The sequence below is a fragment of the Mariniflexile sp. genome (assembly GCF_052728615.1).
The window spans coordinates 1-12,062 of the sequence record NZ_JBFVFE010000084.1 but is presented as its reverse complement, the minus strand read 5'-3'; the positions used below and the strand labels follow the sequence as shown (position 1 = coordinate 12,062).

Annotated in this window: 11 protein-coding genes; 4 read left to right on the top strand and 7 right to left on the bottom strand. The window is 30.2% G+C overall.

Annotation, left to right across the window (positions count from 1 at the left end):
- Positions 1–94: 94 nt before the first annotated feature.
- Positions 95–265, top strand: coding sequence for a transposase (locus ACU1LP_RS18330; protein ID WP_445736998.1), 171 nt, complete (start codon positions 95–97; stop codon positions 263–265).
- A 114-nt stretch (positions 266–379) separates the two neighbouring features.
- Here the strand turns inward: ACU1LP_RS18330 and ACU1LP_RS18325 are convergent, their stop codons facing one another.
- Positions 380–1,534 (bottom strand): glycosyltransferase family 4 protein, encoded by a 1,155-nt coding sequence (locus ACU1LP_RS18325; RefSeq protein WP_445736996.1) that lies wholly within the window; start codon positions 1,532–1,534, stop codon positions 380–382.
- 676 nt (positions 1,535–2,210) lie between these two features.
- Between ACU1LP_RS18325 and ACU1LP_RS18320 the strand changes: the two genes are divergently transcribed.
- On the top strand, positions 2,211–2,438 hold the full coding sequence (locus ACU1LP_RS18320; RefSeq protein WP_445736995.1) for a type II toxin-antitoxin system HigB family toxin: 228 nt from the start codon (positions 2,211–2,213) through the stop codon (positions 2,436–2,438).
- Positions 2,411–3,028, top strand: a complete 618-nt coding sequence (locus tag ACU1LP_RS18315; RefSeq protein ID WP_445736994.1) for a helix-turn-helix domain-containing protein — start codon at positions 2,411–2,413, stop codon at positions 3,026–3,028. Before ACU1LP_RS18320 ends, ACU1LP_RS18315 begins: the two co-directional genes overlap by 28 nt.
- A gap of 809 nt (positions 3,029–3,837) precedes the next feature.
- Here ACU1LP_RS18315 and ACU1LP_RS18310 read toward each other — a convergent pair.
- Entirely contained in the window at positions 3,838–4,221 is a 384-nt protein-coding gene (locus tag ACU1LP_RS18310) for a hypothetical protein (RefSeq protein WP_445736993.1), read from the bottom strand.
- Here ACU1LP_RS18310 and ACU1LP_RS18305 point away from each other — a divergent pair.
- Positions 4,199–6,022 (top strand): right-handed parallel beta-helix repeat-containing protein, encoded by a 1,824-nt coding sequence (locus tag ACU1LP_RS18305; RefSeq protein WP_445736997.1) that lies wholly within the window; start codon positions 4,199–4,201, stop codon positions 6,020–6,022. The two genes, ACU1LP_RS18310 and ACU1LP_RS18305, sit on opposite strands and share 23 nt — an antisense overlap.
- A gap of 34 nt (positions 6,023–6,056) precedes the next feature.
- Here the strand turns inward: ACU1LP_RS18305 and ACU1LP_RS18300 are convergent, their stop codons facing one another.
- From ACU1LP_RS18300 to ACU1LP_RS18280, 5 genes are all read right to left on the bottom strand, one after another.
- Positions 6,057–7,184: a glycosyltransferase family 4 protein gene (locus ACU1LP_RS18300; protein ID WP_445736992.1), complete on the bottom strand. Its 1,128-nt coding sequence runs from the start codon at positions 7,182–7,184 to the stop codon at positions 6,057–6,059.
- Between the two features lie 46 nt (positions 7,185–7,230).
- Complete coding sequence (locus tag ACU1LP_RS18295; protein WP_445736991.1) at positions 7,231–8,121, bottom strand: glycosyltransferase family 2 protein; 891 nt, start codon at positions 8,119–8,121, stop codon at positions 7,231–7,233.
- 12 nt (positions 8,122–8,133) lie between these two features.
- Positions 8,134–9,240 (bottom strand): EpsG family protein, encoded by a 1,107-nt coding sequence (locus ACU1LP_RS18290; RefSeq protein WP_445736990.1) that lies wholly within the window; start codon positions 9,238–9,240, stop codon positions 8,134–8,136.
- 4 nt (positions 9,241–9,244) lie between these two features.
- Positions 9,245–10,846, bottom strand: coding sequence for a glucosamine inositolphosphorylceramide transferase family protein (locus ACU1LP_RS18285; protein WP_445736989.1), 1,602 nt, complete (start codon positions 10,844–10,846; stop codon positions 9,245–9,247).
- A partial coding sequence (locus ACU1LP_RS18280; RefSeq protein WP_445736988.1) for a glycosyltransferase family 4 protein occupies positions 10,843–12,062 on the bottom strand: 1,220 nt, incomplete at its 5' end. The genes ACU1LP_RS18280 and ACU1LP_RS18285, both read right to left, overlap by 4 nt.

The window sequence follows — 12,062 nt, the reverse complement described above, 5'->3', positions numbered from 1 at the left end:
CTATTGGTAAAGTCAGGAAAATATGCCAATCCCGAAGGCAGGAACATCATGCCCATTCCGGTGTTAGTAAAACTTACAGCAAAAAACGGACAAAATAGAGGTTTTCTTCATCCCGCCATATTCCCCAGAGCTAAACCCGCAGGAATATGTGAACCAAGTCCTGAATACCAACGTTGTCGGCAAGAAAAGGCCTATCAACAAAGAGCAGCATTATAATCAACAATATCTTTTCTGTACAGGAATTTCCGAAAATAATCCCCAGTAAATTCTTTTTTGGCCCAGCAATAATCAATGGATTCATAAAGTATCTTATACCAGCTTTTCGTATGCCGGTCTGTAAAAACAATTTTCAATAACTTGATTTTCGACATCATAAGGGTTAGGGTTTAAGGTGGTTGTACTCCTCCAATAGTGCCTTCCAGACCACTTCCCTTTGGTATCTGGAGACTATTAAATTCCGGCATATACCAGGATCGAAACGTATGTGCCCTAAAAGCATGTTAAGCATTTTATCGTAAAGTATATCTTTGTTCTTCACAGGTATTATGGTGCCGTTTTTGCCTTCAATAATAATTTCATTGCAGCCATTAATATCGGTTACGATACAAGGTAAGCCCATGGCGCCGGCTTGCATAACCACATTCGGAAAACCTTCTCTATAACTGGGGAACGTTAGCACATTTGATATGGCAAAATAAGGACAAACATCGTGTACCCATCCCGTGGAAACGATCTGTTTGTTTTTGCTAATGCTGTTCAGGGTATCCTCAAATAAAGGGTCAAGTTCGTTTTCATAATCTCCAAGCAAAAGCAATTTGGTGTTTTTATGTGTTCCAGAAATTTTGTTAAAAGCTTCAATAAGTTCGTTTACGCCTTTATCAGAAACCAATCGTCCCACAAAAACAAAAACAAAATCCTCCTCATGGATATTTAAACTTTTTTTTAAGGTACGGTTTTTATCTTCATTATCAAATTTTTCCGGATTGAACCTATCCGTATCAATGCCATTGGAACTCCCTTCAGCAATAACTTTTAGCTTGTCATTACTGGTAAATTTATGTTCCAATATAATATGTTTTAATCCATGGGAATTCGGGTAAATTTTTGTAGCGCAGGCATAGGTTATTTTTTCAACGGTATTCAAGACCGTGCGCTTAAAACCCGTGGCTTCCAGAAGTGGTAAGCCGGCTATAGTATGGAGCCTGTGGGGCACGCCAGCCAATTTTGCGGCTAGCATAGACAGCGTTCCTGCCTTTGGGGTATGGGAATGTACAATAAATGGCCTTTCTTTTTTGAATAATTTGTAGAGTTTGTAAACCGCAATAAGGTCTTTTATGGGCGTGATTTTTCGGGTCATTTCAATGGCATAAGTTGGCACGCCTTCCAATTTCTGTAAGCTTGACAGTTCGTTTTTTGATCCTCTGGAAGCTACTCCCAATATACTAAAGTAAGTGGACATATAACGTAATTGCCCTCCTAACAGCCCAATAAGCGACATGGGAACCGTGGTTATTCTAATTATTTTTTTCTTCATTTTAAACAGGAACAGGGCATTTAAGGCAAATATAAAGATGTAAGACCGATTGGTACATTATTTTTACCTAAAATATGAATTTTCAATAAATCTGAATATATAAACGTGGGTTCCGGATAAATATTAGGAGCTGTTATACCCGCCGCAAAGCTACAAGGTCCCCAATGATTATCTGCCCCACGTTGCCAGTTAATGCCAAGTCTATATTCTATATTCTATCATCTTTATTCTATCATCTTTATTCTATCATCTTTATTCTATAAACCAAGAACTTTATCAAGGCGCAAAATTGAAAAAAGTTCAAAAATCAAAAATTCGTTGATCGTTGTTCTTTGTTCCACCATTGACAAGCATTTTACATATTTGATTTTCAATTACTCAAATATCATTCAAATTTTAAAAACACCCCTAAAGTCCCCTCAAGGGGACAGTCCATATCTTCAAATTTTCAGTTTCAAATTCCCCCCAATGATTTATCTGGCCCACGTTAGTCGAGATAAAGAACGAAATTAAAGTTCTATATTATATGAAACTTTTTGTTATATTTGCAGTAAATCATTTGAAATTTGAATTTACTAAACAAAAGAAAACTTTTAAAACTTGAGAAAAAGAACCAGGGAAACAAAAAGTTGAGTGAAGCTATCAAAAAACTGATTCAAGACATTGAAAATGCTGATTGGAAAAACCCTATCGAAATAAAAACGATAGACCTGACGCTGACAATGTTCATTCTGAAGGTTTCTACTTCTTTAATATAAGTATTCACAGAACGATGATTTTAATAGTTTTTGAAGATTCGCAGGCCTCAATTGTATGGACAGGAAACCACAAAGAGTATGATAAAACGTTTAAAGGAACTAAAAGCACGATAGAAAAATGGTTGAGAAACCAAAATTTGATTTAATTATGGAAAAGTTTTCAATTCAAAATATAGCAAATATCAATTCATTAAATAGTGAATTAGAACTTGAAAGAGCATCTAGTTTATTTCTTAAACTGAGAGTTTTGGCTAAAGAAAATGAGTCTTATAAGCCTTTGAGAAAACACTTATCTGAACTGATAAAAAAATATGAAGATAAAAATTGGCCCGATAGTGAAAGTATTACAAAAGACTTGATTGAAGAAAGTGATTTAGCGGAACAAATTATTCAAGCTGAAAATAAATTTTATACCAAAAGAAAAGAGCTTATTCGCTCAAAACTGAAAGAAAATTGTTTGAATCAATCTGATTTGGCGAAAATATTGGGGCATAGAAAAGGATATGTTTCTGAACTTATTAACGGAATCAGACCTTTTTCTAAAGAGGATTTGGTAATCCTAAACCGTCTTTTCAAAATTAAACTTGAAAATTTAATCCCAACTTTTATAAAGGAAGAAAAAGTAATGCATATTAGAAAAACTTTAAAGTCAATACCGAAAAATAAAATAAGATTATCGAAAAAAGATATTGATTTTAATTTAGAAAATTACATTGCCCAATACCGTGTCCTATAAGCTATAGCTTGGTCTGTGCCTACTTGGAAAATCCTACGGATTTTCTAAATTAGGTGCTTAAAACACGCAACAAACCAGATACAAAGTGGCCAGTTAAACATAACATAACACCTCCCTAACCCTCCTCAAGGAGGGCATACGTACCGCAAAGCTATAGGTCCCCAATGATTTATCTGCTATTGACAAGCATTTTACATATTTGATTTTCAATTACTTAAATATCATTCAAATTTTAAAAACACCCCTAAAGTCCCCTCAAGGGGACAGTCCGTATCTTCAAATTTTCAGTTTCAAATCCTATTGTCAACAATATCGCTTGATAATTTTTTTTGTCTCGCAAAGGCGCAAAGGCGCAAAGTTGAAAAAAGTTCAAAAGTCAAAAATTCGTTAATCGTTGATCGTTGTTCTTTGTTCCACCATTGACAAGCATTTTACATATTTGGTTTTCAAATATTTAAATATCACTCAAATTTTAAAAACACCCCTAAAGTCCCCTCAAGGGGACAGTCCATATCTTCAAATTTTCAGTTTCAAATTCCCCCCAATGATTATCTGCCTCACGTTGCCAGTTAATGCCAAGTCTATATTCTATATTCTATCATCTTTATTCTATCATCATTCTATCATCATTCTACCATCCCTATAATTATCGGGACTGCTGAACCTATAAATTGCTAACATATAAGTTATTACAAGTTATTAACAAGTGCTTTGTAATACGCATTTTTAAAATATTTTTGCAATTCCAAAATTAGGGACGTCTAAATAGCATGTACATACGTAGATATAGTTGATTATTAAAAAGCAGGTTATCGTAAAAAAAATACTCTTAAACGATTTTTATTGAATTTTACAAGTTTTTCATCGAAAAAATGAAACACTTGAACGGTAACTGTAAATTTATTTTTAATATTGAAACCAATAATCAACACATTCCCAAATCGAGAACTTATGAAAATGATGATTAAACCTATGTATTTAGTATTCTTTTTAACGCTGTCCCTGTTGGCCTGCAATAATGAAGAATTATTTGTAGAGCCCATCGCTGATGCCGTAGTTGATGGCACAGCCCCAGAAGACACCGACCCCGTAGCACCGCCCACTACAACGCCTTGCGATTTTAATTTAGCTACCGTTACTGCAAATTCCACCGTAATTATTAACTGTGTGATGGATTTAGGGGGGCAAACCATTACTTTACCTAATAATGTTACTATTGTTTATGAAGGTGGCGATATTGTTAACGGTACCATAAACTTTGGCAATACCAATGTTGTTTCTGGCGAGCTGTTAAACTCCACTTTAACTATTGCCGGGTCTAAACCACAAACAAAAGACCCTGTATTTAATTTTGACCCTAAGAGGTGGGGTATTGTGGAAGGTGTAGTGCCTGATGATGTGGCATTTAAGAATAAAAGCATATTAGAAACTTTATTTGTTGAAATAAGGAGCATGGGAATCACCACCTTTTCTATTGATAAAATGGATGCTTATTTTAAAGTAGATGGGGCTTTAAATCAAGGAGTTCCTGAAACTCATGCAATAAACATTCCTTCAGGTTTTAATTTAGTTATGTCTGCAAATACGCATTTAAGAATGCAACCTAACGGTCATTTCCGAGCGGCTCTCTTGGCTATTTATAATGAAAAAAACATAACTGTATCTGGTGGCTATTTACACGGTGATAGAGAGCAACATAATTACAATTCTGGCTATGTTGATTCTGACGGCTCAACAGGCCCTTCAAATGAGTGGGTCCATACTATGCTTATTAAAGGAGGAGAAAATATTATCATTGATGGAGTTACTTTTCAAGATGCTACTGGCGACGGTTTACAGATTTCCGGTATTTATCCTTATTATGATTCAAGGCGTATAAGGTCAAAAGAAATAAAAATTATAAATAATAGTTTTTTTAGAGCTAGAAGAATAAACTTAACTTTAACTGATTGTGAACAAATAATTATAGAAAATAATAAATTTATTGATGGGGGAATTGATATGCCTAATTCTAATGGCACGGCACCATCATGTGATTTTAATATTGAAGCCTTTAGAGGCAGAGATTCAAGTGGTAAGTTAATTGAATATGAAAGAGTTAGTAATGTATATATCAGTAATAACATTCAAAAATTAAGTAATTCAGCATCTCAACCTAGAGCAGGAGGGTTTTATTTTTCCCATGGAAATGGTCCCATAGTTTTTGAAAAAAACGAAGTGGAGTCTATTGTTTATTTTAGCGTAGTAGATGGCGTTAAAATACATGATAACATTCTTAAAGGAGGTGTTGGTGCGGGTATTGCCTCAAATACTTATAGAAATGATTTTGTGTATGGTAACGAAGTGTATAATAATAAAATTTTTGGTACTGTTAATGTTGCTGGAAATGGAGTAACAGTAAGAGATAATGAAATTGAAGGAGTAGATGGAATTTATTTAGGTGCTGGTGCCAAAGACAGTGGTTTAGGAGTATCGAATTCTTTAATTAAAAACAATACCATTAAAGCTAACGGTCGCGGAATTGTAGCTATTAATACTACAACGAATACGGTCATAGAAGGAAATACTATTGATATGTTGGGAGGAAGTACATATGCATTTGCTTTATATAATAATTGGGAAGGAGAATTAGGTATTATGAGTGCTAATTTTGTAGTACAAAATAATATTGTAACCGGTACAAAAGGAAATGATACCGGTGCTCCTACAAGTGTAATTGGTGCAAATTCTATATCAGTTCTTAACAATAGTTTAGGAGCAATCCTAATATCAGGAGGAAAAAACACTATTTTTAAAAACAATATTGTTGATGCAGAATTAAACAAAAGCGGATTTGAATTTACTGCCGATTGCCCAAATTCAAATTTTTCAGAAAATACGATTACTATTTATTCATCAAAAACGCCTTTAGCTATTAGTTTAGTTAAATTAGCACAAGGTATTAAACTTTCCAGCTCTTTATCGATGGAAAATAATGAGTTAATTAAAAAATAAAATAAAAGAGCGACTACAATTAGTGAGACGCTCTTTATTTTTCAATAATACTCTTGTATAATTCATACGTTTTTTGAGCATTTTTATTCCAGCTATAATTATTTAAATTTTTTCTGGTTTTTTCTATTTTTTCATTCAGTAATGATTCATCCTCTATGACATTAACTAAATTATTGTAAATAGAGTTAATTGAAAATGGATCAAAATAAATACCACCATCACCCGCAATTTCAGGAATAGAAGCTGCGTTAGAACCTACGGTCATTTTAGAAAATATGGCCGCTTCCAGAATTGGAAATCCAAATCCTTCATAATATGATGGAAAAACATGAAACAAACAATTTTGGTATAGCCACAATAGCTCACCAAAATCTACCCATCCCAAATAAACCACGTTATCACTTTGATTTATTAATTTCATAGTTGGCTCGACTTTAAAGTTTTCTTTTCCTACAATAACTAATTTTTTATCAATATTTTTTTTATCAACTAGTTTATCAAAAGCAATAATTAATCTTTCATAATTTTTTCTAGGTTCAACATGACCCACACAAAGAAGATAATTATCTTTTTTAATTCCTTTATCTTTTAATTTCTGGGTAAATTTTACAGAATTTATATTAAAATTTTCTTTATTGACTGCTTCATGGATTACAGTAATTTTATTTTCATTTATATTATATTCACTCATTAATTCCCCCTTAGTAAAATTTGAGATAGCTATTATTGATTTAGAAGTTTTTACTGACTTAACAACAGCATATTCTAAATATTTTAATCTTAAAAACCCATATGTTTCAGGATATTTTTTAAATCTCATATCATGTACAGTCAATATTATAGGGATTCTCTTTAGCTTTGGAGCATGAAAAAAAGGAGAATGAAAAACATCAAATTGTTCTTTTTTTTCCTCTTTTAACCAAAAAAAACTTTCTAACAAACTACGCTTAATTGGTTGTTTAGATGTAAATGGGGTAAGTTTATAAATTATATTTGAGGGCATGGTTTCAACCCAATATTTTTCCTGATCTTTAGATATATAACATATAACACTATCTTGTTTTTTAAGAATTTCGTTTAAATTAATTACTAAATTGAATATATATTCTTTAATACCTCCTCCTTTAGGAAAATAAAAGGAACAATTGATAGCTATTTTCATGGCACATAATTTTAATTTAATACTTCTTTAAGTTTATACAATGTTATCATTGAAAATCTTTTGTCTTTAATTTCATATATATATATAGTAAAATGCCCATGGGAAAAACCATTATTGTTATCAATGGTTTAGGAGTTTTAGAAAATAGTTTCCTATCTTTTATAAAGAGACTGTGGGATACATAATGAATGGCATTCCTTAGTTGTACCTTAAAATATTTACTATACTGCATATTTACTATTCTGGCATACTGAAAGCCTTTCGGATTTTTTTTATACTGTTTGAATATGTTTCTGGACGACCCGTCTTCCAAATATTCCACAATACATAAAACTTTATTATAACACAATAAGTCATAATCTTTATCAATGAGTAAGTAAAGTGTCCCTAATGGAACAAATCGTTCATTTTTAAAAATAGGGTATGATCTATATTTTTTAACTATCTCTGTACGATATATCAGTTTTTTATCCCCTTTAATTTTATATTTATGTTGTAGATCTTCTAATGTTGATATTAAAACATTATTAGGTAATTCATTACCAACAATTCGTCCATCTTTATAAGAATCTAGACCAATAATTCCTGCTATTTTTTCATCTTTATTAGAGGCACACCAGAACTTTATTATATTGTCAACAGCATCATCAGGCATAAAATCGTCTGAATCAATACATACATTTAATTCTGTATTGATTAAAGAATATGCCGTATTGTGTGCACCATGCATGCCTTGATTTTCTTGAAAATGGTAAATAATATCTATTTTCTTTTCTTTCATCCAAAAATCGACAACTTCTTTAGTATTATCGGTGGACCCATCATCAATAATTAACCATATAAAATCATTATAAGTTTGCCTTATAAGGCTTTCATAAACCTGATTTAAACAATAGGCTCTATTGTAAGTAGGTGTAAAAACCGTTAGTGTTTTCATAAGTTTGTTTTATTAAGATTTATCACTATAATACACTAAAAACATTAAAAATGTAAATAGAAAATACGCAACAATTACTTTAGCGATTACAATTTCTTGATTCTTGAAAAACCGTTCTTTTAAAAAAGGGTAGATAATGATAATGGGCATTAAAAACCAAGATAAATATGCGAATCTGTTTGAAAAATTTGCTTTAATCACCAAAATCCAAAAGCTATTGCTTATAACATATACAGCATAAACTCTGTTATAAAAACTATCATTAAATTTTCTTTTCACTATAAAGTACCATCCGGTGAATACCGCAAAAGAACTATAAAATAAAAAATCCCATCTAAAACCAGTATGGCTAAAGGATTGCGCATCCATTTCAGAATTTAAATAACCTGCTAATCTTTCATCGCCAAATCCCAAGGCAGTAAATAATGCTATCCAGAAACTTCCTGCAAGTAAGGACGCTGGGATTGCTAACAACCAAACCTTAATATAGGCCTTTGGTTTATTGTAAATCATGGTAATAAAATAAGCGGCAACGGGTAATAAAAGTGTTTTATGCAACATTATTGCGAGAATAAAAAATATAACTGAAACATATTTTCTTTTATAAAAACACAAACCCCATAAAAACATAGAAGTCGCCAATCCATTTCTTAAGCCATTTACTCCATAACTATAGAACGAAAATGATACTACAAACATAAAAAAACTATAAAACCAATATTTTTTAAAAAGAGTTTTCGAAATTATGTACATTGGAAAAATATAAAGAAATTCAGTTAACAGAAAAAACCCATGAACTGACAAGAAATTAGATAATAATTTCATATAATAATGAAACAAATAATCTTTTTTTGTACTAATTTCTCCTCCTAAAGCATAACTCCTAAAATAACTGGCATATGTACTGGTATCTCCAAAATAGTAGCCACTAATTGGGCGTAAACCTAAATAAAATATTAATGCGATTAAAAGAATGATACCTGAAGTTCTCAAAAATTTAATATTTTTTATATCATTTAGTTTTAAAATATATGAGTGCAATATTATAAACAAAACTAAAAATAAAGAGAAATAAATATAGACATCATAATAATTTTTAAGAGGGACAAATTCTATCATTTATTTAAAATTTTAGACGACGTTGCTGTGCATCAATAATTGATAATTCGCCTGTTTTATTATATGTATGCAGGGATTTAATTTTTTTAGCTTTCAAAGGAATTATAGATTTTATATTAACTTCATCAAATTTGGTTGTGTTAAAATTAATATTTTTTTGAAAATTTAAACCATAACCATAATGTTTAGAACAGTTTTGAGTTGGGCGAATAATTGAATTATTTTCATAAAAAAGTTTCCCTGCAGATCTAGAATTTCTAACATCAGATATTACCGGATTTTGTGGATGAGGATTCCACGTTTTACTTAATAGTGTGTCAGAATAAAATAAATGAAGTTCATCGTCACAAGACATAAAATCATTTGTTCTTAAATTTGTTAATAACCAATATTTGTCTTCCTTAAAAAATATGGATGAATCATTGGCATCAATTTTTTCCATTAAATTTATTTCATGTTTCCATTTTAAAGGAAATTCAATACATTTATAAAGAGAAATAGAACTATTTTTATTAGTCTCAGGCAACATATAAAGACTACCATTTTTTTCAAAAACAAAAGGATAAGACATATGAAAATCCTCTTCAATAATCTTTTCTGGCTTTGTTAAAACTCCATCTTTGTTAATGGTAAAGTGAGAAATAAAACCCTTTCCTTCTTTTATAATTAGCTCCTCTATAAAAACATGATAAATTCCGTTTCTTTTAATTACAAATGGATCTGCCCAAATTCTATCTTTCGGAGGTAATAGTTTTTTAAATGATTCGAGGTCAAAATCACTTATATTATCAATTGGGTCTTTTAAATAAAACATCAATATCCACTGATCAAAAAATAGAATATTACTTAACCATAAAAAAAGTTTTTTTACATATAAAAGGGGTAATTTTATAAAACAACTAAAAAGACTTGGCTGTTTTTTATTTAAATATTCGTTCTGTGCTTGGGTTATATGATTTAAATGGTTTTTTATAGCCTTTTCAAGAAGATTTGGAATCTTTGCATAACCCACAGAAATTGTTTTAGAAATATATGCTTTATCAATTCTTGAAAATGACGACAGAATGACTGATTTCTTTTTACTTTTTTTTTGGTAATCTTGCACTATTGATATCTTAAAAACATCACTTTGATTAATTACTTCTTCTAAACCATAAAAAGTTCCGTTAAACAATGAGTCTCCAGTAACAATTGACCAAATATTTTTGAACTTAAAGGTTTGATTAATTTGACTAAAAGGAACTTTAGTGAAATTAATATTAATATCATCGCTTTTTACATTCAATAAACTATTCAAATTATCGATTGTATTTTTATTAACTAAAACCTCCAGTTCTTTATCGTCAAATATACAAGAGCAATTTAACAATTCCATGTTTAACTTGAAACATTTGGACTCTAAAAACCCAATAAATGTATAGAATAATGAAAACGTTTTAAAATATCTAGCGCGTTGGTTGGATTCTTTTTTTAAATCATGAACATACACTATTTTTATATTCATATTTAAATTTTTTAAAAGTCTTTTAATCGTGTGAATTTTCCAATTCTCAATACATGTATCGCTAATTAAAAAGTTAATGTTAGATGTGTTATTTTTCATCATGCGTTAAACAATTTAATCCAATCATTCATAACCAATTCCTCATTAAACCTCTTAACATTATGAACAGCGTTTTCTCCTAATTTCTTTCTTAAACCTGGATTTTTAATTAAAAAGTTAATGTTATCAGATAAAGCATTTATATCGTTATTTTTTACTATCAGACCATCTTTTTCATGTGTAACAATATTTCTGGGGCCATGGGGACAATCAAATGAAACTATTGGTAATCCAACTTGCATAGCTTCTAAAAGGACCATTGGGAAGCATTCTGTAACTGATGACATTGCATAAATGGAAGCTTCATCCATCTTTTTTTGTAGTTTTGAGGTACTTCCTTTTAATTTTACACTATTCTGTAAGTCTAAATTTATTATTAATTCATTTAAAAATTTCACATAATTTTTATCGCCGTCACCATAAATGTGTAGCTGCCAACCTTTATTGATATTTGCAACAAATTTCCATGAATGAATTAATTTGTCAAAACCCTTTACAGAACATAATCTACCTGCACTTATTACAATTTTTTCTCTTTCATTAATAGAGGTAATCTTGATCTCTTTTTTAGGTATGAAATTTGGAATAATTTTTATATTATTACCTTTATAATATTCTTTTTCATCTTTTGTTAAGACTACAAAGTAGTCATATTTACTTTCTAATAAATCACTAATTTCATATATTAATTTTCTAACAAAAGATTTGCTTGATTTGCGCTTAATTGTTGGATAATGTCTCGAATCATGCATTTCTCTAATCTTTAACGTTTCATTCTTATTTATAAAGGGAATAAAAAAATAGTCGAAATTATAATTGCAAACGACCAAAACGTCTGGTTTGTATTCATTTAAAAAAGACTTTAATTTAAAAAAGTTCTTAAAAATCTTTACCAAATTTTTGGGATGTAAATTACTTAATTCTCTTTTATAATTAATATCTAAATCGACATGTTTTATAGTATTATTAAACTCATAACATGGTTTGTTCTTTTTTTGTTCATTGGTAAGAATTGTTACTTTAAAATTCTCTAGTTTGGATAAGTAATTAGCTTTCAAGGACACTACTTTTTCAATACCACCATGTAAATACGTTTGATCTGTATAATATACTATTTTCATTTGTAGATAATATTTGTTTTTTAGGTATAGGCACTTAAATCGCACTTCGAAAGTACTGATTCCATTGCGTTTTAATTGTAATTTATCATCTTTCTTAT

What these genes read in the sequence shown, in the direction of transcription:
- ACU1LP_RS18285 (WP_445736989.1), bottom strand. Translation starts at nt 10,846, where the DNA reads ATGATGAAAAATAACACATCTAACATTAACTTTTTAATTAGCGATACA.
- ACU1LP_RS18325 (WP_445736996.1), bottom strand. Translation starts at nt 1,534, where the DNA reads ATGAAGAAAAAAATAATTAGAATAACCACGGTTCCCATGTCGCTTATT.
- ACU1LP_RS18310 (WP_445736993.1), bottom strand. Translation starts at nt 4,221, where the DNA reads ATGGTTTGCCCCCCTAAATCCATCACACAGTTAATAATTACGGTGGAA.
- ACU1LP_RS18295 (WP_445736991.1), bottom strand. Translation starts at nt 8,121, where the DNA reads ATGAAAACACTAACGGTTTTTACACCTACTTACAATAGAGCCTATTGT.
- ACU1LP_RS18290 (WP_445736990.1), bottom strand. Translation starts at nt 9,240, where the DNA reads ATGATAGAATTTGTCCCTCTTAAAAATTATTATGATGTCTATATTTAT.
- ACU1LP_RS18315 (WP_445736994.1), top strand. Translation starts at nt 2,411, where the DNA reads ATGGTTGAGAAACCAAAATTTGATTTAATTATGGAAAAGTTTTCAATT.
- ACU1LP_RS18300 (WP_445736992.1), bottom strand. Translation starts at nt 7,184, where the DNA reads ATGAAAATAGCTATCAATTGTTCCTTTTATTTTCCTAAAGGAGGAGGT.
- ACU1LP_RS18305 (WP_445736997.1), top strand. Translation starts at nt 4,199, where the DNA reads ATGGATTTAGGGGGGCAAACCATTACTTTACCTAATAATGTTACTATT.